Source organism: Amycolatopsis sp. NPDC003731, from assembly GCF_053586895.1.
The window spans coordinates 12158-33404 of sequence record NZ_JBSFNC010000019.1 but is presented as its reverse complement, the minus strand read 5'-3'; the positions used below and the strand labels follow the sequence as shown (position 1 = coordinate 33404).

23 protein-coding genes and 1 pseudogene are annotated in these 21247 nt (G+C 71.3%); 14 read left to right on the top strand and 10 right to left on the bottom strand.

The genetic code is table 11. From position 1 onward, the window contains the following. The first annotated feature begins 22 nt into the window (after positions 1-22). The gene (locus tag ACWDN5_RS10880; RefSeq protein ID WP_449676011.1) at positions 23-610 is read left to right on the top strand and encodes a TetR family transcriptional regulator; all 588 of its coding nucleotides are present in this window, start codon (positions 23-25) and stop codon (positions 608-610) included. Between the two features lie 59 nt (positions 611-669). Here the strand turns inward: ACWDN5_RS10880 and ACWDN5_RS10875 are convergent, their stop codons facing one another. Together ACWDN5_RS10875 and msrB are read right to left on the bottom strand one after the other, a co-directional pair. Then, complete coding sequence (locus ACWDN5_RS10875) at positions 670-1224, bottom strand: MOSC domain-containing protein (protein WP_449676010.1); 555 nt, start codon at positions 1222-1224, stop codon at positions 670-672. Next, entirely contained in the window at positions 1221-1688 is a 468-nt protein-coding gene (gene msrB / locus ACWDN5_RS10870; RefSeq protein ID WP_449676008.1) for a peptide-methionine (R)-S-oxide reductase MsrB, read from the bottom strand. The genes ACWDN5_RS10875 and msrB overlap by 4 nt, the downstream gene beginning before the upstream one ends. A 229-nt stretch (positions 1689-1917) precedes the next feature. On the opposite strand from msrB, the pseudogene ACWDN5_RS10865 reads away from it, so the two are divergent. Next, positions 1918-2031, top strand: a pseudogene (locus ACWDN5_RS10865) (TetR/AcrR family transcriptional regulator); the annotation flags it as partial. Between the two features lie 23 nt (positions 2032-2054). On the opposite strand, the gene ACWDN5_RS10860 reads toward ACWDN5_RS10865, so the two are convergent. Continuing rightward, positions 2055-2225 carry a hypothetical protein gene (locus tag ACWDN5_RS10860; RefSeq protein ID WP_449676074.1) on the bottom strand — a complete coding sequence of 57 codons (171 nt, stop codon included), beginning with the start codon at positions 2223-2225 and terminating at the stop codon, positions 2055-2057. A gap of 92 nt (positions 2226-2317) precedes the next feature. On the opposite strand from ACWDN5_RS10860, the gene ACWDN5_RS10855 reads away from it, so the two are divergent. Next, the gene (locus ACWDN5_RS10855; protein ID WP_449676073.1) at positions 2318-2491 is read left to right on the top strand and encodes a hypothetical protein; all 174 of its coding nucleotides are present in this window, start codon (positions 2318-2320) and stop codon (positions 2489-2491) included. A 138-nt stretch (positions 2492-2629) separates the two neighbouring features. On the opposite strand, the gene ACWDN5_RS10850 is transcribed toward ACWDN5_RS10855, so the two are convergent. Both ACWDN5_RS10850 and ACWDN5_RS10845 read right to left on the bottom strand, forming a co-directional pair. Further along, positions 2630-2941 (bottom strand): hypothetical protein, encoded by a 312-nt coding sequence (locus ACWDN5_RS10850; protein ID WP_449676072.1) that lies wholly within the window; start codon positions 2939-2941, stop codon positions 2630-2632. 21 nt (positions 2942-2962) lie between these two features. Then, complete coding sequence (locus ACWDN5_RS10845; protein ID WP_449676007.1) at positions 2963-3655, bottom strand: class I SAM-dependent methyltransferase; 693 nt, start codon at positions 3653-3655, stop codon at positions 2963-2965. Positions 3656-3701: 46 nt separating this feature from the next. Here ACWDN5_RS10845 and ACWDN5_RS10840 point away from each other — a divergent pair, with 46 nt between their 5' ends. From ACWDN5_RS10840 to ACWDN5_RS10825, 4 genes are all read left to right on the top strand, one after another. Then, positions 3702-4133, top strand: a complete 432-nt coding sequence (locus tag ACWDN5_RS10840) for a MarR family winged helix-turn-helix transcriptional regulator (RefSeq protein ID WP_310971901.1) — start codon at positions 3702-3704, stop codon at positions 4131-4133. 229 nt (positions 4134-4362) lie between these two features. Continuing rightward, the gene (locus ACWDN5_RS10835; RefSeq protein WP_449676006.1) at positions 4363-5718 is read left to right on the top strand and encodes a beta-1,3-glucanase family protein; all 1356 of its coding nucleotides are present in this window, start codon (positions 4363-4365) and stop codon (positions 5716-5718) included. A gap of 284 nt (positions 5719-6002) precedes the next feature. After that, on the top strand, positions 6003-7355 hold the full coding sequence (locus ACWDN5_RS10830) for an extracellular catalytic domain type 1 short-chain-length polyhydroxyalkanoate depolymerase (RefSeq protein WP_449676005.1): 1353 nt from the start codon (positions 6003-6005) through the stop codon (positions 7353-7355). 31 nt (positions 7356-7386) lie between these two features. Next, positions 7387-8757: a poly(ethylene terephthalate) hydrolase family protein gene (locus ACWDN5_RS10825; RefSeq protein ID WP_449676003.1), complete on the top strand. Its 1371-nt coding sequence runs from the start codon at positions 7387-7389 to the stop codon at positions 8755-8757. On the opposite strand, the gene ACWDN5_RS10820 is transcribed toward ACWDN5_RS10825, so the two are convergent. The 5 genes from ACWDN5_RS10820 to ACWDN5_RS10800 all read right to left on the bottom strand — a co-directional run bounded on the left by ACWDN5_RS10820 (position 8691) and on the right by ACWDN5_RS10800 (position 13870). Next, entirely contained in the window at positions 8691-9302 is a 612-nt protein-coding gene (locus tag ACWDN5_RS10820; RefSeq protein ID WP_310971904.1) for a M15 family peptidase, read from the bottom strand. The two genes, ACWDN5_RS10825 and ACWDN5_RS10820, sit on opposite strands and share 67 nt — an antisense overlap. A gap of 16 nt (positions 9303-9318) precedes the next feature. Continuing rightward, positions 9319-11559: a glycoside hydrolase domain-containing protein gene (locus tag ACWDN5_RS10815; RefSeq protein ID WP_449676001.1), complete on the bottom strand. Its 2241-nt coding sequence runs from the start codon at positions 11557-11559 to the stop codon at positions 9319-9321. A gap of 2 nt (positions 11560-11561) precedes the next feature. Beyond that, positions 11562-12083: a peptidase inhibitor family I36 protein gene (locus ACWDN5_RS10810; protein WP_310971906.1), complete on the bottom strand. Its 522-nt coding sequence runs from the start codon at positions 12081-12083 to the stop codon at positions 11562-11564. 62 nt (positions 12084-12145) lie between these two features. Beyond that, the gene (locus tag ACWDN5_RS10805) at positions 12146-12538 is read right to left on the bottom strand and encodes a hypothetical protein (protein WP_449676000.1); all 393 of its coding nucleotides are present in this window, start codon (positions 12536-12538) and stop codon (positions 12146-12148) included. Between the two features lie 342 nt (positions 12539-12880). Next, positions 12881-13870 carry a PaaX family transcriptional regulator gene (locus ACWDN5_RS10800; RefSeq protein ID WP_449675999.1) on the bottom strand — a complete coding sequence of 330 codons (990 nt, stop codon included), beginning with the start codon at positions 13868-13870 and terminating at the stop codon, positions 12881-12883. A 243-nt stretch (positions 13871-14113) separates the two neighbouring features. Between ACWDN5_RS10800 and ACWDN5_RS10795 the strand changes: the two genes are divergently transcribed. The 7 genes from ACWDN5_RS10795 to ACWDN5_RS10765 are packed head-to-tail and all read left to right on the top strand — an operon-like array spanning position 14114 to position 21241. Continuing rightward, a complete protein-coding gene (locus ACWDN5_RS10795; RefSeq protein ID WP_449675998.1) occupies positions 14114-14989 on the top strand; it encodes a transporter substrate-binding domain-containing protein in 876 nt (291 codons plus the stop codon). Between the two features lie 5 nt (positions 14990-14994). Further along, positions 14995-15861, top strand: coding sequence for an amino acid ABC transporter permease (locus tag ACWDN5_RS10790; RefSeq protein WP_310971910.1), 867 nt, complete (start codon positions 14995-14997; stop codon positions 15859-15861). After that, positions 15858-16643 carry an amino acid ABC transporter ATP-binding protein gene (locus ACWDN5_RS10785; RefSeq protein WP_310971911.1) on the top strand — a complete coding sequence of 262 codons (786 nt, stop codon included), beginning with the start codon at positions 15858-15860 and terminating at the stop codon, positions 16641-16643. Before ACWDN5_RS10790 ends, ACWDN5_RS10785 begins: the two co-directional genes overlap by 4 nt. Then, complete coding sequence (locus ACWDN5_RS10780) at positions 16640-17779, top strand: CapA family protein (protein WP_449675996.1); 1140 nt, start codon at positions 16640-16642, stop codon at positions 17777-17779. Before ACWDN5_RS10785 ends, ACWDN5_RS10780 begins: the two co-directional genes overlap by 4 nt. Beyond that, a complete protein-coding gene (locus ACWDN5_RS10775; RefSeq protein WP_310971913.1) occupies positions 17776-19014 on the top strand; it encodes a CaiB/BaiF CoA transferase family protein in 1239 nt (412 codons plus the stop codon). The genes ACWDN5_RS10780 and ACWDN5_RS10775 overlap by 4 nt, the downstream gene beginning before the upstream one ends. A gap of 5 nt (positions 19015-19019) precedes the next feature. Continuing rightward, positions 19020-20021 (top strand): 2-hydroxyacyl-CoA dehydratase, encoded by a 1002-nt coding sequence (locus tag ACWDN5_RS10770; protein WP_449676068.1) that lies wholly within the window; start codon positions 19020-19022, stop codon positions 20019-20021. Next, on the top strand, positions 20018-21241 hold the full coding sequence (locus ACWDN5_RS10765; protein WP_449675995.1) for a 2-hydroxyacyl-CoA dehydratase: 1224 nt from the start codon (positions 20018-20020) through the stop codon (positions 21239-21241). The genes ACWDN5_RS10770 and ACWDN5_RS10765 overlap by 4 nt, the downstream gene beginning before the upstream one ends. Positions 21242-21247: the final 6 nt, after the last annotated feature.

The window sequence follows — 21247 nt, the reverse complement described above, 5'->3', positions numbered from 1 at the left end:
TTCTGTTTGGTAGGGTCGCCCCATGGCCGACCAGCCCACGACCGCCCGTGGCACCGCGACGCGTGACCGCATCCTCGAGGCGGCGACCCGGGAGTTCGCCGAGTACGGGATCGCGGGCGCCCGCATCGACCGCGTCGTGAGCGCGGCCCGGACCAACAAGGCGCAGCTGTACGCGTACTTCGGCAGCAAGGACGGGCTGTTCGACGCGATCTTCTTCGCTTCGCTGGAGCGGATCGTGAACGTCGTCCCGATCGACGCCACCGATCTCGCTGACTGGGCCGTGCGCCTCTACGACGAATACCTGCGCCGCCCCGATCTGATCCGCCTGGCCACGTGGGCCCGCCTGGAGCGGCGGCCGGCCGGTCATCTGGTCGCGGAAGCCGATCGGCTCGATGACGAGAAGCTGCGCGCGATCGCCGCGGCGCAAGCCGGCGGGCTCGTGCGGCCGGGCGACCCGTTCGACGTGATGGCCGTGGTCATCGCCATGTCCATGGCGTGGTCGCCGGTCAGCAACGTCTACGCGGCGACCGCGGACGAGCCCGACGACCGGCACGACGAACGCCGCGCCCTGCTGCGGGACACCGTCCGGCGGGCGGTGATGACCACCTGAGTCCGGCCGCCGTCTTCGTGGTCGCGGCGCTCGACCGCACCCATCGCCGCGGAAGCTGGTCAGGCCACGGGGGAGCGCGCCACGGTGAGGGTTGCGGGGCCGAGCCGCAGGATTCCGTCGTCGAGAGGGACGCAGCGCACGCCGCCGTGCCCGCGGAGGCCGCGGAACGCGCCGGGCGCCAGGACCACGTCCATCCAGGCGCAGGGGTGGGCCGGGCGGTAGGCCTGGAACCGGACTTCGCCCGCTCCGGAGTCGAGGCCGAAGACGGCTCCGCTGCCGCCGCGCGGCGCGGCCAGCTCGTCGACGGGAAACCCGCGCACGACGATGTTGCGGCGCGGCAGGTGCGGGTCCGGCACCGCGGCGAGGCCGAGGTCGTGGGCCAGCGTATCGAGTGATTCGGCGGCGAAGAGGGTGACGGCGGCCCGGCGGTGGGCGGGCTGGTTGAAGTACCGGTCACCGACGAGCCCGAGCCCGGCGCGCACGGTCACCTCGACGGGTTCGGGGTCGGGCCGCGGGCCGTCCGCGGGACGGCCTTCGAAGGCGGGTGCGGAGGAGACCAGCAGCGCGACGATCTCGACCGGGGCCGAGATCGTGTCGCGCGCCGGCGTCGTCACTGACTGTCGGTGTCGCCGGTGAACAGGGTGCGGTAGGCGCCGTAGCCCGCGTCTTCCAGGTCGTCGAGGTGGATGAACCGCAACGACGCGGAGTTGATGCAGTAGCGCATGCCGCCCTTGTCGAGCGGGCCGTCGTCGAAGACGTGGCCGAGGTGGCTGTCCCCGTGCCGGGAGCGGACCTCCGCCCGGATCATCCCGTGGCTGAAGTCTTCCCGCTCGACGACGTTCGCCTTGACGATCGGCTTGGTGAAGCTCGGCCACCCGGACCGGCTGTCGTACTTGTCGACCGAAGCGAACAGCGGCTCGCCGGAGACGACGTCGACGTAGATGCCCGGCTCGTGGTTGTCCCAATACGCGTTCGCGAACGGACGTTCCGTGCCGTCCTGCTGGGTCACGCGGTACTGCTCCGCGTCCAGCCGCGACACGGCTTCCGGGTTCTTGTGGTACTCGGCCTGCTGAGGCACAGCTCTCCCTTTCCCGCCTTTCGGCGCGAAGCCGGGGTACCAGGTGAAACGCACCTGGACGTGCAGGTGTACAGACGTGCGGCGCACCCGCGCTATTCCGCCGGGTGGCGGCCGGCGCCGGGGTTCTTTTTTCGTAAGGAGTGCGCGCGGCACCCTGACCGTCCTTGCGTTCGGGGCTGGACCGCCCTGCCCTCCATTGCACTACAACTTGTAGCGCAATGGAGGCGGTATGCCCGGTCGTCCTCGTGATCCGGAGCTCGAACGGCGGCTCTCGGCGGCGGCGTGGTCGCTGTTGCAGAGCCAGGGTTACGACGCGCTGAAGCTGACCGAGGTCGCGGCGCGGGCCGACGCGCACCGCACCGATGTCTACCGGCGGTGGTCGAGCAAGGCGCAGCTCGTCGTCGACGTGCTGGCCGAGCACCTGCCACAGGTGTCGGATCCCGGCACCGGGTCCCTCCGCTCGGACTTGCTGGCCATCGTCGAGGACTTCGCGGCGTCGTGGTCCTCGTCCTGGATCGACGGGCTCATGGGGCTCATGGCCGATCTGCACCGCGACCCCGACGCCGAGCTCGCGTTCCGGAAGATGGCCGAGGGGCGCGGTGTACCGCTGCGCACCGCCATCGCGGGCGGTGGAGCGCGGCGAGCTCGGCGGACCGCCCGAGCTGTCCCTCGTTGCCGATCTGGTCGAGGGGCCGCTGATGCACCGCCGGATGCTGGGCCGGCAGCCGCGGACGCCGGAGTACCTCGACACGCTCGCCGCGGTGGCCCACGGGGTGCTGACCGGAACCGCGATGGCGCCGTGAGCGGCGAACCGCACGAGCTGTCCGCCGCGGCGCAACTGGCCGCCCTGCGCGCGGGCGACCTGAGCTCCCGCGAGCTGACCGAGCACTACCTCGGCCGCATCGAGAAGCTCGACGGCGAGCTGGGCGCCTTCGCCACCGTCACGCCGCCGCGATCGCCGCCCGGGCCGCGCGCAGCTTCGTCTCGCTGCCGCCCGGCAGGCGCAACCCTCCGCGGCCGCCTTTCGCGGCTCGTTCGGCGTGCCAGGCAGCCCGTTCGCGCATCCGCCCGGGCAGGTCGGTGAGGCTCGCCGGGCGCATCGTCAGCCAGGCGCCGACGACCGACCCGGCGGAGGTACCCACGACGAGGTCGCTCCCGGACACCGTGAACCCCGCCGACCCGAGCTCGTGGAGCAGAGCGGCCTCCCGCGACGCACCGACGGGTCCGCCGCCGCCCGGCACGAGGGCGTTCACCGGCGTGGACCCGGCACGACGTCACGGCCGGGGCAAGTGTGCCGACAGCAGCCAGGCGGGTGCCGACTTGCGGCCGTTGCCCTCGTCTCGGACGTCGCTGCCGGCGAAGTCCGAGAAGTTCGGGAAGTTCGCGGGGACGGCGGCGTGGATGCGGGCCGGCCGGATCTCGTCGATCGCCCAGTGAGCGCCCACCACCTCCCGCAGCTCGTCCGCCGAGACCGGGTTGACCTTGTCCGAGGGCACGGTCGCGCTGTCGAACACCAGCACGAAGTAGGACGCGCCGGGCGCCGCGGCGCGCACGATCGATTGCTGGTACCCCTGGCGTGCCTCGACCGGCATCGAGTGGAACAGCGTGCTGTCGACGATGGTGCCGAAACGACCGTCGTAGCCGGTGAACGTGCTGATGTCCGCGACCGCGAAGCCGGCGGCGGCCAAGCCGCGCCGGGCGGCTTCCGCGCGCGCCAGCTCGATCGCGGTCGGCGACAGGTCCAAGCCGACCGTCGTGAAGCCCTGCTCGGCGAGGTGGAGCGACGTCGCGCCCTCGCCGCAGCCGGCGTCGAGGACTTCACCGTGGAAGGCGCCCGCGTCGATGAGCGCGGCGATCTCGGGCTGCGGCTCGCCGAGGCTCCACGGCGGGCGCAGGCCCGGCCCCATCTCGGGCGCCTGGCGCCGATAGGCGGATTCGAACAGTGCGTCACGCGGTGAGCTCGTCATGCGGCCCAGAGTGTCAACCAGGTTGATATATGTCAACATGGTTGACATGGAAAGCGTCCGCGACGAGCCGCTCGGCTACCTGCTGCACCGGGTGACGTCGGCCTTGCGCGCCGAGGTGGCCGCCACCGTGCTCGAGCCGTCGGAGCTGGCGGCGCCGGAGTACTTCTGCCTGCGGATGCTGTCGCGGTCGCCGAAGTCCAACGCCCAGCTGGCCCGCGAGGCCCAGGTGTCGCCGCAGGCGATGAACAAGGTGGTCCGCGAGCTGCAGGAGCGCGGCCTGGTGACGCGGCCCGCCACGGTGCCGGCCGGGAGGTCGTTGCCCGCCACGCTGACCCGTGCGGGCGCGGCCATGCTGGCACGGCTCGAGCCCGAGGTGGCCGAGGCGGAGGACCGGGTCCTGGCCAACCTCGGCGAGCGGGACCGGCGCGAGCTCCGGCGGCTCCTCGTCGCGGTCGGCGAGGTGGGGCCCCGGCGGTGATCCGTCGGCCGGCTCACCCGGAAGTCAGAGGTCCGCGGGTGGAACCGGTTCCGAGGATCGCCGGGCGGTGCGGATCTGTCAAGGGTTGACAAGCCGGGTGCGGTGGTATGAACCTTCTTGACGATCGTTCCCGCCGGCCCACCAGGGCATCCGCCCGGCGCTCAGGACGAGCCGGACCACGCCGTCTCACCGGCGGCGGGTCCGCCGCTTGGCCAGCCAGGGAGGAACCATGTCCAGAACCATCCTGCCGCGGCGCCGTCGCCACGGCACCCGCTCGGCGATCCTCGCGGCCGCCCTCGCGGTGGCCGCGCTCGGTCTCGCCGTCCCGATGGCGAGTGCCGCCGACACGGTGATTTCCCAGGGGAAGGCCGTCACCGCGTCGTCGGTGGAGAACGCCGGCACCCCCGCGACCGCCGCGGTGGACGGGAACACCGGCACCCGCTGGTCGTCGCAGTTCAGCGATCCACAGTGGATCCGGATCGACCTCGGCGGCGCCGCGACCGTCAGCCAGGTCGTGCTGCGCTGGGAGGCTGCCTACGCGACGGCGTACCAGATCCAGCTGTCCGACAACGGATCCGATTGGTCCACTGTGTACCAGACGACCACGGGAACCGGCGGCACGCAGACCCTGAACGTGACCGGTTCCGGGCGGTACGTGCGGTTGTACGCGACCGCGCGGGCCACCCCTTACGGCGTCTCGCTGTGGGAGTTCCAGGTCATCGGCACCGGCGGCGGGACCACCCAGCCCGGGGCCGGCGTCCCACCCGACTCCTTCTGGGGCGACACCGGCAGCATCCCGGCCGCGCGGAACGTGCTCACGGTCAAGGTGCTCAACCGGACGAACGGCAAGTACCCGGACAGCCAGGTGTACTGGAACTTCGGCGGCCAGACCCACTCGATCGCCGAGCAGCCGTACATCGACATGCCGGCCAACTCGGCCGGGCGGATGTACTTCTACCTGGGCACGCCGAACGGCCAGTACGCCGACTTCATCGAGTTCACGGTCGGCCCGGACGTGTTCAACGGCAACACCACCCGGGTGGACGCGTTCGCGCTGAAGCTGGCCATGCGGCTGCACGCGCACGACGGCTACGACGTCCAGGTCGGCGACGACTACCAGACGTTCCAGGAGGACCGCTCGGCCACGTTCGCCAAGTTCCAGGCCGAGGTGCCGACGGAGTTCAAGGGCCTGGCGACGGTGAACGCGCCGTACCGCATCCCGGCGCCGGGGAGCGCTCCGGACTTCCGCACCGGCGGCAAGTACGCGAACTACTTCACCTCCTACGCCCAGTCGGTGGGGGTCAACGAGCCCACGTCGAACATCACCGGCTGCGCCGGATCGCTGGCCGGCAACCCCGACATGTGCGCGGCGCTGAACCGGCACACGGCCCACCTGCCGCAGTCGCAGTGGCAGGACCCGTCGCGGTATTACCAGGCGGCGCCGGCGAACTACTACGCGAAGTTCTGGCACGACCACGGCATCAACCACCTCGCCTACGGCTTCCCGTACGACGATGTGGCCGCTCAGTCCTCGTTCGTCTCGCACGGGGACCCGCAGTGGCTGGTGGTCGCCGTCGGCTGGTGACCGGGGGAGGCGCCCCGGGTTCGAGCGACCCGGGGCCGCCTCCGCCCGGATGGAGACGACGGGACAACGGCGCTCCACATTTCCGATGAGGTGCGGAGAAGGGCCGTCCCGAAATTTTCGTTGCCGGTATCGACGATTTCTCCGGCGGAAGGCCGGCGGGCGAAATCGTTCGGGACAAGTAACTTTCACCAGCGATCGCATGATCGTTGACCTGTCGGGCGACCACTCTTATCGTGGCATTCCTGTCGGCCGGTGGATCCGGCGACGAGGGCGGAGGAATGTCGATGAAACGGGTGATCCGCGGTTTGCTGGCGGTGGTCCTGCTGGTGCCGCTGACCGTCGTGGCCGCATTCCTGACCGCCGGTTCCGCCGCGGCCGCCACCTTGACCAGGGTCACCGACTTCGGCACCAATCCCACCAACCTCGGCATGTACGTGTACGCGCCCGACTCGCTGGCGGCGAAACCGGCGCTGCTCGTGCTCGTCCACTACTGCGGTGGTTCGGCGGGCGCGATCTTCAACGGCAACGGGCACGACTACGCGACGGCGGCCGACCGGTACGGCTATGTCGTCGTCGTGCCCGAGGCCACCCGGGACGGGCACTGCTTCGACGTCTCCACGAAGGCGGGCCTGACCCGCAACGGCGGCAGCGACTCCACCGGGATCATGTCGATGGTCGCGTGGGCGCGGCAGCACTACAACGTGGACCCGGGCCGCATCGTCGTCAGCGGTTTCTCCTCGGGAGCCATGATGACGAACGTCCTCGCCGCCGAATACCCGGACGTGTTCTCCGCCGGCGCCGCGTTCTCCGGCGTGCCGGCGGGGTGCTTCGCGACCGCGGACGGCTCGTTGTGGAACAGCCAATGCGCCGGCGGGAACGTCGTCAAGTCCGCCCAGCAGTGGGCCGATCAGGCGCACGCCATGTACCCGGGTTACACCGGCGCCTACCCCCGGATGCAGCTGTGGCACGGCGACCAGGACACGACGCTGGCCTACCCGAACTACGGCGAAGAGATCAAGCAGTGGACCGCCCTCCACGGGCTGAACCAGACGCCGTCGGCCACCGACCGGCCGCAGTCGTCCTGGACCCGCAACCGCTACGGCGACACCGGCAGCCACGCTCCCGTGGAAGGCATCGTCGTCTCGGGCACCGGTCACACTCTGCCGCAGGCCGGGATGCTCGCGTACGCGATTTCCTTCCTCGGCCTCGACAACGGCGGCAGCACCGGAACCCGCAGCGGCCCGGTGCGTTCGGTCGCCGCGGGGAGGTGCCTCGACGTGCCGGCCCGGTCGACGACGCAGGGCACCCGGTTGCAGCTGTGGGACTGCAACAGCGGGACGAACCAGACATGGACCGCCACCGCCGCCGCCGAGCTGACGGTCTACTCCGGCGACACGCTGCGCTGCCTCGACGCCGAGGGCGGCGCCACCACCCCGGGCACGGCGGTGATCATCTGGGCGTGCCACGGCGGGGCCAACCAGAAGTGGCGGAGCAACGCCGACGGCACGGTGACCGGGACGCAGTCGGGGCTCTGCCTCGAGGCCGCGGCCGGCTCGACCGCCAACGGGACGGCCGTGCGGCTGGGCACCTGCAGCGGCGGCCAGAACCAGAAGTGGACCGTCCCGGCCGCGCAGTGACCACGGCAGCCCGCGACGAGGAGGACCCCCGATGCGGCCCCATCTCCGGCGACGTGGCGCGGTGCTCCTGGCCGTGCTCGCGATCGTGCTCGGGCTGACGACCGTCGCGCCGGCGTCGGCGGCCGACAACCCGTACCAGCGAGGACCGGATCCCACCCCGGCCGGCGTCGCGGCCGACCACGGCACGTTCGCCACGGCGCAGACGACCGTGCCGAAGGGCAACGGGTTCGGCGGCGGGGTCGTGTACTACCCGGCGGACACGACCGCCGGCACCTTCGGGGCCATCGCGATCGCGCCGGGCTACGGCACGGAATGGCGGTGGTACGCGTGGCTGGGCCCGCGGCTGGCCTCCTTCGGGTTCGTCGTGGTCGGCATCGAGACCAACAGCCTCGACGACTACGCCGACGCCCGGGCGGACCAGCTGCTCGCCGCACTGGACTGGCTGGTGACGAGCAGCCCGGTGCGGGACCGGGTCGACCGGAACCGGCTCGCGGTCGGCGGCCACTCGATGGGCGGCGGCGGTGCACTGGTTGCGGGGACCCGCCGGCCGGCTCTCCTGACCGCCGTCGGAATGGCTCCCTACGTGCCCGGCGGAAACCTGTCCGGCATCAAGATCCCCACCGTGCTGTTCGGCGGTCAGACCGACACGACGGTGACCCCGTCGTACCTGGCGAGCGCCTACGCCACCGTCCCGCCCACCACCCAGCGCGCCTACCCCGAGATCGCCGGCGAGGGCCACGGCTTCCCCGCCGGGGGCGGCGGCGGGAATTCCGGCGCCTTCGCCCGGGTGATGATGGTGTGGTTGAAGGTGTTCATGGACGCCGACACCCGCTACGCGCCGCTCCTGTGCCCGTCGCTGTCCGACATGCGGGGGATCTCCGAGTACCAGGCGAGCTGCCCGCTCGGCCCCTCGGGCGGGACGCCGCCGCCCCCGCAGACGTCCCGGCTGGTCAACGCCAACGCCGGCCGGTGCCTGGACGTACCCGGCCAGTCCCAGGCGAACGGCACGCAGGTGGCGCTGTGGGACTGCAACAGCGGGGCCAACCAGCGGTGGACGCTCACCGACGGCAAGCAACTGCAGGTTTACGGCAGCAAGTGCCTCGGCGCCGACGGCACCTCGCCGGGGGCGACGGCGGTCATCGGCGATTGCACCGGCGGGACGGCCCAGCAGTGGAACGCCGCCGCCGACGGCACGATCACGAACGTCCGAAGCGGACTCTGCCTGGACGCTTCCGGCGCCGGAACGGCCAACGGCACCAAGGTGATCGTGTGGACCTGCAACCACGGCGCCAACCAGCAGTGGACCCGGAACCGACCCGCGGCGGCCAGGAACCGTTACAACGGACGGACTCGGAGCGCGGTTCGCGGCAGCTCGCGGTCCACAGGCCTGACCGCGATGTAGAACAACGCCTCGTCCACGGGGTTGTCGTCCCCGCCCCAGCGTACGACGCCTCCCAAGTCCGCGAGGATCGTGCGAATCGCCACGACCTGCGGCGGGTAGAAGCCGCCGCGGGACCCCGCGGGGTAGTGCCCCGGACGGATCTTGACCGCGGTGCCCGAAGCCAGGTTCGACTCGGGCAGCGCCGGCTTGACCGTGGCCGGAGGACGCCAACCCGCTACGTCACCATCGCGCAATTCGTCCACGTCGCAGTGAAACCGGTGGACGACGTGCGCCAGCACCGCAGCCACGAAGCCGATGCGCAGGGGCACTCCGGACAACGGCGTGCCCGGTACCGGGCGCGTGTGGATGTTTCCGCGGCCGTCGGCGAGTTCCTCCATCTCCCAGCCGTTGTGCGATCGAGCTCCGGTCAGCACGCCGTCCGGGTTCGCTTCCCGGCGCCCGATCGCCTCGTCCGTTCCGGCGCCCGCTGATGTGGGCGGCAGTACCACCGTTGCTCCGGTCACCGCCGCGGCGATGAGGAACGTCCGGCGTCGCAAGGTTGTCACCTGTGCTCCTCCCTGCTCATAGGTGCCGCGAGATGCCGTTGTACTTCTCGAGGATGTGGTACAGCGCCATGCGTTGCCCCGCGTGCTCCTCCGCCTCCGCGCCCCAGCCCTGGTAGCGGCGCAGCACCTCGAAGATCTCCCGCTCGGTGTAGTTCAACGCGACGGGCCGCAGCACCGTTTCGCCTTCCGGCGGGTTCTGGCCGCCCGGCTTGCCGTCCGCGTCCCAGATGTGGATCATCGCCACGGTCCGGAGTGCGTATTCCTCGTCGTTCTTGACCTGTTTCCAAGCCGCGTAGATGTCGTCGTCGTCGGCCGTGTCCCGGATCGTGCCGGACGCCACCCCCTTGGTGATGCAGTGGTTCCACGCCAGGATCGCGGTGGCCCCGAAGATCTGGGCGATGCCCGTCGACGAGTCCCTGGGCGCGTCCGGCGGCGGGGGGACACCCGGCGGACGGTTGTGGTACCCCTCGACCAACGCGTCGACGCCGTCGTCGATCGCGTCCCAGTGCCGCATCTCCCAGTACGCCGACGCCTGGATCAGCGCCTTGCGCATGGTGTACCGGTTCGACAGCTCGGTGATGACGTCGTCGTGGTCAAGCACGGTGGTCTGCAGGCATTTCCAGTGTGCGAACTTCCGCGTGCCGCCGTTGTTCGGGAACCCGATGGACTCCATGTACTTGCCGACGTCGAGTTCCAGCGCCGGATACACCTCCGCCGCCAGGCGGGTGTCCGGCACCACCTTGCGTGGCGGGTCGAACGAGCCCTGTCCGGAGTCACGGCCCGAAGCGATGTCGACGTCGATCTCGATCCGGCCGTCGCCGGTCCCGATCGTGCGCGTCGCGATCTGGTCGTACGCCCAGTCTTCGGGCAGCGGGTAGCCCAGGTTGCCGGAGAACCCCGAGGACATGTCCGACACGAAACTCGCTGTCGAGTGCCCGGCGGCCGCGACCCGCGAGCACACGTTGCGCGGCCCGTAGATCCCCACCAGGTACGGGTTGCCGGCGTCCGCCACGGAATCCACGATGCCCTTGAAGTGCGGCAGGACGTGCGAAGTCACCTCTCCGTCGAGCGCGTCGAAGTCGACCGCGAAGAAGATCCGTGTGCCGTTCTTGAACCCGTGGTCCCGCGCGGCGTTCATCGCGGCGTAGCCCGCGGCCCGGCCGGCCGCGTAGGTGAAGCTCGCCGCGTCCCGCCCGAACGTCTGGTAGATCGGGAAGCACCGCAGGCCGCCGGCCGCGATGGTCTCCAGCTCTCCCTCCTGGATCGGCTTTTCCGGCAACGAGGTCGTGCTCAACGCGGTGAGGTAGCGGCCGACGTATTTGATCCCTTGTTCCTTCAGGGTCGCCGCGCGGGAAGCGGTGATCCGGGTGACGCCGTCGCACGCCTCGCCGGTGCGGGTCTGGTCGCCGTAGGAGACCAGCAGCGATGCCCAGGTGGGGAAGTCACCGGTGCCGGACACCGTCAGCTTCGCGAACGACTGGAACTCCCGGACGGCGGCGCCCACCGAGGAATCGAACGTGCCGGTGAAGTCGACCGGCCGCTTGTTCAGCGCCATCACCGCCGAGAACAGCCACACCCAGATTCCCGTGTCGCCGAGCGAGACCGGGTGCTGCTTCAGACCCGCCTGCGTCCCGGGGCCGAACACCCCGTTGGCGGTCCCGTCGGCCATACCCAGCTCGTACTGGATCGCGAACAGGACGGACTTGGCGACGTCGCGCGAATGGTGGCCGTCGCAGGGGATGACGAAGAAGTCGCGGCGGCCGATGTACCGTCCGTTCAGCCACTGTTGGATCTCGCGGACCGTCGGCGAACCGGAGCCGACGTCGACGTAGGCGTCCATGGTCAGCAGTCCCTTGAACGCCTTCGGTGTCAGGTCGCTGCCGGGGAACACCGTCCCGACGCCCATGTCCTCCTTGAGCTTCGTCACCGCGGCCTGGACGCGTGGACCGTACGCGCCGTTGATCCCGTCGCCGTCGTAGCCCTTGCAGTACAGCGCCGACTGGATGATCCGGCAGAAGTCCGCCGAAGGCATGGTGCCGAAGTTCAGCTTCGGGTACTTCGACGTCAGCGTAGCCAGCGTCGTCGGCCCGAAGCTGTTCGACACGGGTGAGATCCCCAGGTGCCACTGCAGGGCGCGGGTGAGGGCGTACATGACCTCCCACTTGGTGAGGCCGTCCTCCTCGACCGTCATCCCGATGCGGCTGCTGTAGACGTCGTTGACGAACCGCTGCGCCCGTCTGACCATCTCGTCGGCCATCGTCACCCGACCTGGATTTCGTCGGCCTTGTCGTTCCAGCCGAAGCTGCGGAAGTCGGAGTAGATGCCGTTCGCGGCCAGGTACGCGTGCTGGTCCGGCAGCGCGGTGACGTAGTTGACCAGGGTGGCGCCGCTCTGCGGCCGGTGCAGCGCGGCGCTGCTGGCCTGGTCGCGGAAGCCCCAGTCCGCCAGCTTCTTCGTCCCCGACGCGTTCCACTGCAGGCGGCGGCCGGTGTGGTCGATGTTCTCCCAGAGGCACACCCAGGTGTACTTGCAGTCCTCGGCTGCGGCGATGCCGAACTCGCCCGAGGTGGCCGCGAAGTCCTGCGGGGTCCGGAAGCAGCGGACGTCGCCCACCGCGAACTCGGCACAGACCTGGGCGTCCTTCCAGCCTTTGCCGAGGTCGATGGTCGTGCCACCGTAGGAGGCCTGGATCCCCACCGGTGCCGCGCTCGCGGGCACCTGGGCGATCGAGAACGTTCCGATCATCGTCGCGGCCAGGACCGCGGCTTTCACACTGCGCATGGGGTTCCCCTCGTGTTCGCGTGCTCGGTGTTCGGCTGTCGTCGGTGCCCGCGGTACCGCGGTCAGGGGTGGACGTACCCTTCACAGGCCAGGTGGGCCGTGTCGGTTTCGTCCTTGAAGCAGAGGTCGACGTAGATGGGGCCGCCGGGGATGTCGACGGGCACGTTGATGGTGTCGGTGGACACGTCGTTGCAGTGCAAGCTAGTGCTCCGCGCCGGCCATCGCTTCCAGTTGGCGTCGTAGGCGTAGGCGTAGAGACGGCGGCAGTAGCTGGCCTTGAACGAGTAGTCGACGTCGACGGATCGCTGGTGCCAGCGCAGCGTGCCGAGCGCGTAGGTCGCGCCGTAGCGGAGGATCGGGTCGATCGGGCTGGACGGGTCGGCAGTGGCCGTGGCGGGTGCGGCGGTGGCGACCGGCGCTCCGACCAGGGCGAGCCCGGCCACGACCGCGGCCACCGTCAGTCGACCGAGTGAACTTCTGGCAGTAGCTTGACCCTGACGCCCGACTGTGGTTCTGGTCATCGTGAACTCCCCCTGTCGTTGATCCGGTTCGCGGTGATCCAGAGCGTGGCAGTGTTCACTGCAGTCACGCTGCAGTCTCACGGAACGTGGTCTTCCGGACGTGCCGGCGTACGACACCCACGTGCTCGGCCGGCCAGAGGGAGGCCTGGTCCGCACCTCGTCGCGGGTGCTGGAATTCCGGATGTCGGCCGTGGGCTTGGACTGCACGGCCGTCGCACGGTGACCTGGCCGGGTATCGACGTCCTGGCCGGGACGCCCGGCCTGAGAACCGCCGCCTTACCGGTGGCGCGCGTCGTCCAGGCGGCGGGCTTCGGCGGCCTGCTCGAACGGGGTGTCGCCCGCCGGGTGGCGGTCGCCCAGGTCGGCGAACAGCGCCGCCACCTTCACCGAGTCGTGGTGGGTGGCCAGCTCGGCCAGTTCGGGGTCGGTGGCGGCCAGCACCTGCCGGAAGCGCAGCTCGGCCAGGGGGCCGAGGCGGTCGTAGATCTGCAGGAACACCTTCTGGGCCCGGTCGCGCGCCCAGTCGGCGGGGAGCAGCTCGGCCGGGAGGTCCGGGTCGGTCTCCGGGAACCGGCGCCAGTCCACGCGCAGCTCGGTGCGGGTGCGCAACGCCTGCGCGGGGCTGATCAGGCCCGCGTCCAGACCCGTCAGCACCTCTTCGTAGCGTTCGACGAACTGCTCGTACTCCCGGGCCAGCGGCTCGAGGTCGAACGCGGTGACCGCCGCGGCCGGGCCGGGGACCTCGGTGGCGCGGAAGACCGTCGCGGTGCGGAGGTCCAGTTCGCGGAGCGCGGTGAGCGCGGGATCGGCCAGGTCGTGCGGGCTGATCCAGACGCCGTCGTACAGCGCCGCGAACCGCAGGACCCGCAAGCGCGACCGCAACGCCGTGCGCAGCCCGCGATCCTGTTCCGGCACGGAGAAGGTGACCACCGTCCACCGGCCGTCCCATTCGGGGGCGGTCGTGCCGAAGGTCAGCATCCGCTGGGTGCGCTCGATGATGACCTCGGACGTCCGTGCGGGGATGCCGTAGGCCGTCGTCCGGCCGCTGCGCGACACCGTGAGCAGGCCGCGGGCGGCCAGCCGGCGGATCGCGGCCCGCGCGCTCGCCGGGCTGATGTCGAACTCGCCGAGCAGCTGCACCAGGGCGGCCGACGGGATGTGCTCGTCGCGCCAGTACCAGAAGTCGCCGAGCAGGGACGTCAGGAGCAGCTGGGGCTCGGCTCCCTGCTGGGAGCGGGGCAGCGGCCCCGAGGGCGTCGCTGTCATCGCGCGCCTGCCTCTTCCACGGTCGGTCCCGGCGGCCGGTCCGCCGCGGGTGTCCATGGTGGCAGTGCGGCGCGGGCGGCGGAACCGAGGGGTTGAATCACGCGACACATCATGCGACGATCGGCGCCCAGATAGCAACCAATTGATCCTCCGGGTTCCCGCGCCGCCCGCTCGGACGGCCTTCCTCAGGAAGAAAACGACATGGGTTCCTCTCTTCGTCAATGGCGTCGAAGCTCGCTCGCCGTGGCCGCCGCCGGGCTCGTCCTGGCCGGGTGCACGGTCGACGACGGCGCGGCCACGGCGCCCACGGCCGCCGCCCTGACCACGGACCAGGCGCTGCACGACCAGCTGCCGCAGGCGGTCAAGGACTCGGGGGTGCTCCGGTTCGCCGGCGACTCCCACCCGCCGTACCGGACCGTCGGCCCGGACGGGAAGACCGTCACCGGCATCGACCACGACTTCCAGCAGGCGCTCGGCCAGCTCCTGGGCGTGCGCACGGAAACCACCATCGTCAGCGGGCTCCCGGCCGCGCTGCAGGGCATGCTCAGCGGCCGCTACGAAGCCTTCAACGGGCCGGTCAAGGCCACCGCCGAACGCGAGAAGCAGTTCGACACCGTCACGTGGATGACCACCCGGACCTCCTACGTGATCCCGCAGGGCTCCGCCGCCGGTGTCAAGCAGACCGCCGACCTGTGCGGGAAGCGCGTCGCGGTCGTCACCGCGAGCGTCGTGGAGGACCAGCTCGCCAAGCTGTCCAAGTTCTGCGAAGGCGCGAAGAAGCCGGCCGTGCAGGTGGTCGGGCTGGACGACACCAACGCGACCCTGCTGGCCGCGAAGTCCGGCCGGGCCGACGCGGCCGGGATGACCCAGGCGGCCGCGATCGACGTGACCACCCAGCAGAAGGGCCAGTACGAGTACGTGACGCAGACCGAGGAGCAGGGCGCCACGAAGGACAACCTCGCGCTGTACACCCCGAAGGCCGGCAAGCTCGGGCCGGTGCTGCAGAAGGCCTTCGAGGAGCTGTTCCGCAACGGCACCTACACGCGGATCATGCACCAGTGGGGCCTCGACGACGTCACGGTCCCGCAGCCGATCTTCGACGCGGCGTCGGCGAAATGACCACCATGTCCACGGTGGAGGAGACGGCGACCGCGCCCGACGACGTCGCCGAGGCCCGCGGCCGGTTCCGCCCGCTGCGCTGGCTGTTCGTGCTCGTGCTGGTCGTGGTGCTCGCCCAGCTGGCCGTCTTCCTGGTCGGCAACTCCCGGTTCCAGTGGGACGTCGTCGCGAAGTACCTCTTCGAGAAGAGCGTGCTGGCGGGCCTGGGCACCACGGTGCTGCTCGCGGTCGCGGCGATGGTGCTGGGGTCGCTGGTCGGCGGGGTGGTCGCGGCGATGCAGCTGAGCGGGTTCGGGCCCGCCCGGTGGGTGGCGACGCTGTGGGTGGGCCTCTTCCGCGGCATCCCGCCCCTGGTGCAGCTGATCTTCTGGTTCAACCTCGCCTACCTGCTGCCGAAGCTCTCGATCGGCATCCCGTTCGGCCCGGTGTTCGGGACGTGGGACGCCAACAGCGTGATCACGCCGCTGACGGCCGCGGTGATCGGCCTGTCGCTGGTCGAATCCGCGTACCTGGCGGAGATCTTCCGCGCCGGGGTGTCCTCGGTGGACCCCGGCCAGCGCGACGCGGCCCGCGCGATGGGGTACCCGCCGGCCCAGACGCTGCTGCGGATCGTGCTCCCGCAGGCGATGCGCGTGATCATCCCGCCCGCGGGCAGCCAGTTCATCAACGTGCTCAAGGGCACCGCGCTCGTGTCGGTCATCGCGATGTCGGATCTGCTGCACTCGGTCCAGGTCATCTACAACCGCACCTACGAGATCGTGCCGATGCTGCTGGTGGCCTGCTTCTGGTACCTGGTCGTGGTCACCCTCCTGACGGCCGGGCAGCGCCGCCTGGAACGCCGGTTCTCCCGCGGCCACCGGGACGTCCGATGACCGCGCCGGTGCTGCGGATCAGCGACGTCCGCAAGGAGTTCGGGCCGGTGCACGCGCTCGACGGCGTCCACCTCGACGTGCACGAAGGCGAGGTGGTCGTCGTCATCGGGCCGTCCGGGTCCGGGAAGTCGACGCTCGTCCGCTGCGCCCACCAGCTGGAGCCCATCGACGGCGGGGCGATGTACCTCGACGGCGAACTGCTGGGGCACCGGCGGTCGCCGGCCGGGCTGCGGCCGCTGACCGAGCGGCGGATCGCCGCCCAGCGCCGCCGGATGAGCATGGTCTTCCAGCAGTTCAACCTCTTCCCGCAGTTCACCGTGCTGCGCAACGTGACCGACGCGGCGATCCGCGTCCACGGCCGCGATCGGTCCACTGTGGAGCGGGAGGCCCGGGAGCTGCTGGAGCGCATCGGCCTGGCCGGGCGCGAGGACCACTACCCGCGGCAGCTTTCGGGCGGGCAGCAGCAGCGCGTCGCCATCGCCCGCGCGGTGCTGGTCCGGCCGCGGATCATGCTGTTCGACGAACCGACCAGCGCCCTCGACCCCGAACTGGTCGACGAAGTCCTCGCCGTGCTGCGGAGCCTCGCCGCGGCGGGGACCACGATGGTCGTCGTCACCCACGAGATGACCTTCGCGCGCGAGGTCGCCGACCGGTGCGTCTTCATGGAAGCGGGCCGGATCGTCGAGGAGGGCCCGCCGGGCGAGCTGTTCGCGCGGCCCCGGACCGAGCGGCTGCGTGCCTTCCTGTCCCGCCATCTGTCCGAAACGGAAGGTGTCTCGTGATCACTGTCGGCGCCGTCGGCGACCTCATCCTGGACGAGCCCGATCCGGAGTTCTTCCTCGCCCCGGCCGCGCCGGTGCTGCAGGGGATGGACCTGGCCATCGGCCACGTCGAGGTCCCGCACTCCACCACCGCGGTCCAGCAGAGCACCGACGTGCCCGCGCCGCCCGCGGACCCGGCGGCGCTGAAAGCGGTGGCCGGGGCCGGGTTCGCGGTCGTCACGCTGGCGGGCAACCACGTCCTCGACGCCGGGGCCGGGGGACTGGCCGACACCATCGCCTACTCCCGTGCGGCGGGGATGGAGACGGCCGGTGCCGGTCCGGACCTCGCCCAGGCTCGGCGTCCGGCGATCGTCGAACGCGGCGGCCTGCGGATCGGCGTGCTGTCGTACAACTGCGTCGGCCCGCGGGAATCCTGGGCCGGCTCCCGCAAGCCCGGCTGCGCGTACGTGCACGTGCTCACCCACTACGAGCTGGACCACGCCAGCCCGGGCGGGCCGCCGAAGATCTACACCTTCGCCGACCCGGACAGCCTGGACGCGATGGCCGGCGACGTCCGCCGCCTGCGGGCCGAGGCCGACGTCGTGCTCGTCTCGCTGCACAAGGGCGTCGGGCACACCCCGGTCGAGGTCGCGATGTACGAGCGCCCGGTCGCCCACGCGGCGGTCGACGCCGGCGCCGACGCCGTGTTCTCCCACCACCCGCACATCATGCGCGGCATCGAAGTCCACCGGGGACGGCCGATCTTCCACGGGCTCGGCAACTTCGCCACCGTCACCCACGCCCTGACACCGGGAGCCGGGGTCGGCGCCGACGAGCTGCGCGCGTGGGCCGAACGGCGCACGAAGCTCTACGGCTTCGCGCCCGACCCGGACATGCCGTTCTTCCCGTTCCACCCGGAAAGCCGCAACACCGCCATCGCCTTCTGCCGCTTCGACGAGACCGGGCTGCGCGAAGCCGGGTTCGTGCCGTGCTGGATCGACGACCAGGGACGTCCGGTGCCGGTCGGCGGCACGCCGCAAGGCGAGGCCGTCACCAAGTACGTCGAGGACATCACCCGCGGGGCCCGGCTGGGCGCCCGGTTCACCACGCGCGGCAGCGAAGTGCTCGTCGATCTCACCGAGGGGGTCCCTTCATGACCGACCAGCCACTGGCCGGCCGCACCGTCATCGACCTGACCACCGCGCTCGCCGGGCCGTACGCGACCCTGCTGCTCGCCGGGCTCGGCGCGACCGTGATCAAGGTCGAAAACCCCGCCACCGGCGGGGACTCTTCCCGCAACAACGCGCCCTACGTCGGCCGCGACGGGCTCAACCTCGCCCGGCGGCACGACGACGACCTGTCGGTGTCGATGCTGCTGCGCGGCCGCAACAAGCTCAGCGTCACCCTGGACCTGAAGAACCCCCGGTCGCGGGCGGTGTTCACCGACCTCGTCCGCGACGCCGACGTGCTGGTCGAGAACTACAGCCCGGGGGTCACCGACCGGCTGGGCATTTCCTACGACCACGTCAAGGAGATCAACCCGCGGCTCGTCTACACCTCGATCAGCGGGTTCGGGGCCCAGGGCGGCCCGGGTTCGGGCAAGGCGATGGATTCGATCATCCAGGCGCTCAGCGGGGTGATGCTGACCGCGGGGGAGCCCGACGAGGGCCCGGTGCGGTTCGGCCTCCCGATCGGCGACCTCCTCGCGCCGCTGTTCGCCGTGGTCGGCACGGTGTCGGCGCTGCTGCAGGCCGAGCACACCGGCGAGGGGCAACATGTCGACGTGTCGATGCTCGGCGCGCTGACCTCGCTGGTCGCCTGCGAGCCGTTCGACGCCTTCGACGCGGTCGGCCTGCCGCAGCGCACGGGCGCGATGGTGCCGCGGCTGGCGCCGTTCGGGATCCTGCCGGCTCTGGACGGTCACCTCGCGCTGTGCGCCCCGACCGACGCCTTCGCCCACGGCGTGCTGCGCGCGATCGGCCGGCCGGAGCTGGCCGAGGACGACCGGTACCGCACCCGGGACCAGCGTGTCCGCGCGGCCGACGAACTGCACGAACTCATCCGCGAATGGTGCCGCGTCCGGCCCCTCGCCGAGATCCTCTCGGCCTTCACCGCCGAAGGCGTGCCCGCGGCCGAGGTCCGCGAACCACGCGAAGCCGTGCGGGATCCGCTGGTCCTGGCGCGCGAAGAGGTCGTGCCGCTGCGGCACCCGCGTCACGGGGACGTCGCCGACCTGGCCGGGACCGGGGTGCCGATCCGGTTCTCCGCGGCCCGTGTCTCCCTGGACCGGCCGGCGCCCGGCCTGGGGGAGCACAACGAGCACGTCTACCGCGAGCTGCTCGGCTACACCGAGGAGCAGCTGGCGGACCTGGTCGCGGAGGCGGTCATTTGAGCACCGTGGGGTACGTCGGTGCCGACGTCCCGGTCGAGCTGATCACCGCGGCGGGCCTGCGTCCGCTGCGGCTGACCGGGAAGCCCGGCCAGGACAGCACCCTCGGCGACCGCTACCTCGGGCGCGGCGTCGACCCGGTCGCCCGGTCGGTCCTGACGCGGATCCTCACCGACGGCTACGGCCCGCTCGAAGCCATCGTCGTCTCCCGCGACTGCGAAGCGTCGCTGCGCCTGTTCTACGCGCTGCGGGAGCTGCACCGGATCGAGCCGGCGCTGGGGCTGCCGCCGGTGCGCCTGGTGGACGTGCTGCACCTGCCGCACCACACGACCACCCGGTACGTCCACGCGAAGATCGCCCGGCTGCGGGCCTGGCTCGGCCGCTGGCGGCCGATCGGCGACGACGACCTCGCCGAGGCGATCACCGCGCACGACAGCCTCCGGCGGTCGCTGGGCCGGCTCGCCGCCCTGCGCCGGGCGAACCGGCTCAGCGGCACGCGGTTCCTCGAAACCGTCGCCGCGACCACCGCGGTGCCGGTCACCGACGCCATCGCGCTGGTCGATCGAGTACTGGCCGAGCCGCGCGAGGTCGACGGGGTGCGGCTGTTCCTCACCGGGAGTTCCCACGACGGCACGGAGGTGTACGAAACGTTGGAGCGCAACGGCTTCCTCGTCGCCGGGGAGGACCACGACTGGGGCGAGCTGCTCTTCGCGCGCACCTGCGCGGCGCCGACGGAACTCGCGCTGGCCGAGCGTTACCAGTACAACGGCCCGTCGGCACCCCGCGCCTCGATCCGGCAGCGTGCGGCGCACACGGCCGCGGCTGCCCGCGCCTGCGGTGCCGAGGTCCTGTTCTCCTACGTGCGGGTGCACGACGACGCGCCGCCGTGGGACTTCCCGGAGCAGCGGGCCGCGACCGGACTGCCGGCGATCCTGGCCGAGCGTCAGCCGTACGGCGAGCTGACCGCGGAAGCGCTGGCCGCCCTGGCGCCGGCGGGAGCGGCGGCATGACCGCACGGCTGGCGTCGGCGACCACGGCGACCGCCTACCAGCGCGAGTGGTTCGCCCGGGTGCGTGCAGAGGGCGGCCCGCTGGCGCTGGTCAACGCGGACGCACCCCAGGAGATCTTCCGGGCGATGGACATCCCGTACGTCGTCAACCAGTGGTGGGCTTCGATCGTCGCCGCGAAACGGCAGACGCAGCGCTACCTCGGCCTGCTGCGCGAGCGCGGCTACCCCGACTACATCGAGCAGTACAGCGCCACCTCGCTGGCGTCGGCGTTCGAAGACGACCCCGGTCAGGCGCCCTGGGGTGGCCTGCCGACGCCGTCGATCGTGCTCGGCGAGACCACCGGCGACGCGTCCCGCAAGATCTTCGACGTCTGGGACTCCCGTCCCGGCGTCACGTACTACCCGCTGGAAAGCGCGGCGGAGAACGCGGTCCCGGAGCGGTGGTGGGAGCTGATGCCGCACCGCTGGGAAGAGGCGATCGGTAGTGACCGCCTCGACCTGCTGACCGGCGAGCTGACCGGGCTCATCCGGTTCCTCGAGCAGACCACCGGCCGGGTGTTCTCCGAGACCCGGTTCCGCGAGGTCCTGGACCTGGTCAACGAGCAGCAGGAGTGGAACCGCCGCACCCGCGACCTGATCGCCGCCGCCCGGCCGTGCCCGATCGCCGTCACCGACGGCATCCCCAGCGTCATGGTGCCCCAGTGGCACCGCGGCACCGAGTGGGCGCGCGATGCGGCGCGGGCGTTCCACGACGAGGTCCGCGACCGGATCGACGCCGGTGTCGCGGTGTGCCCGGACGAGCGGTTGCGGCTGATGTGGATCGGCCGCGGGCTGTGGTTCGACCTCGACTTCTACCGCCGGTTCCAGGAGTCGCACGGCGCGGTCTTCGTGTGGTCGATGTACCTGGCCATCGCCGCCGACGGCTACCTGCGCTACGGCGACGACCCGCTGCGGGCGCTGGCCGCCCGCTTCGCCGCGTTCAGCGATCAGCTCTACACCCCGCCGTGGTCGGCGGAGTGGTACGTCAAGGAAGCGCGCCACCACGGCGTCGACGGCGTGGTGCACCTCGTCTCCGACGACGCGCGCGGCAGCTACTTCACCACCCGCGCCCTGCGCGCGGCGGGCATCCCCGTGCTGGAACTGCCCGCGGACAACGTCGACGCCCGTACCGGGGACGACCTGACCGCGCGGATGACCGCGTGGCTCGACGACCTGACCTGACCGTCC

What these genes read in the sequence shown, in the direction of transcription:
- ACWDN5_RS10880 (WP_449676011.1), top strand. Translation starts at nt 23, where the DNA reads ATGGCCGACCAGCCCACGACCGCCCGTGGCACCGCGACGCGTGACCGC.
- ACWDN5_RS10860 (WP_449676074.1), bottom strand. Translation starts at nt 2,225, where the DNA reads ATGAGCCCCATGAGCCCGTCGATCCAGGACGAGGACCACGACGCCGCG.
- ACWDN5_RS10845 (WP_449676007.1), bottom strand. Translation starts at nt 3,655, where the DNA reads ATGACGAGCTCACCGCGTGACGCACTGTTCGAATCCGCCTATCGGCGC.
- ACWDN5_RS10840 (WP_310971901.1), top strand. Translation starts at nt 3,702, where the DNA reads ATGGAAAGCGTCCGCGACGAGCCGCTCGGCTACCTGCTGCACCGGGTG.
- ACWDN5_RS10835 (WP_449676006.1), top strand. Translation starts at nt 4,363, where the DNA reads ATGTCCAGAACCATCCTGCCGCGGCGCCGTCGCCACGGCACCCGCTCG.
- ACWDN5_RS10830 (WP_449676005.1), top strand. Translation starts at nt 6,003, where the DNA reads ATGAAACGGGTGATCCGCGGTTTGCTGGCGGTGGTCCTGCTGGTGCCG.
- ACWDN5_RS10825 (WP_449676003.1), top strand. Translation starts at nt 7,387, where the DNA reads ATGCGGCCCCATCTCCGGCGACGTGGCGCGGTGCTCCTGGCCGTGCTC.
- ACWDN5_RS10815 (WP_449676001.1), bottom strand. Translation starts at nt 11,559, where the DNA reads ATGGCCGACGAGATGGTCAGACGGGCGCAGCGGTTCGTCAACGACGTC.
- ACWDN5_RS10810 (WP_310971906.1), bottom strand. Translation starts at nt 12,083, where the DNA reads ATGCGCAGTGTGAAAGCCGCGGTCCTGGCCGCGACGATGATCGGAACG.
- ACWDN5_RS10800 (WP_449675999.1), bottom strand. Translation starts at nt 13,870, where the DNA reads ATGACAGCGACGCCCTCGGGGCCGCTGCCCCGCTCCCAGCAGGGAGCC.
- ACWDN5_RS10790 (WP_310971910.1), top strand. Translation starts at nt 14,995, where the DNA reads ATGTCCACGGTGGAGGAGACGGCGACCGCGCCCGACGACGTCGCCGAG.
- ACWDN5_RS10785 (WP_310971911.1), top strand. Translation starts at nt 15,858, where the DNA reads ATGACCGCGCCGGTGCTGCGGATCAGCGACGTCCGCAAGGAGTTCGGG.
- ACWDN5_RS10775 (WP_310971913.1), top strand. Translation starts at nt 17,776, where the DNA reads ATGACCGACCAGCCACTGGCCGGCCGCACCGTCATCGACCTGACCACC.
- ACWDN5_RS10765 (WP_449675995.1), top strand. Translation starts at nt 20,018, where the DNA reads ATGACCGCACGGCTGGCGTCGGCGACCACGGCGACCGCCTACCAGCGC.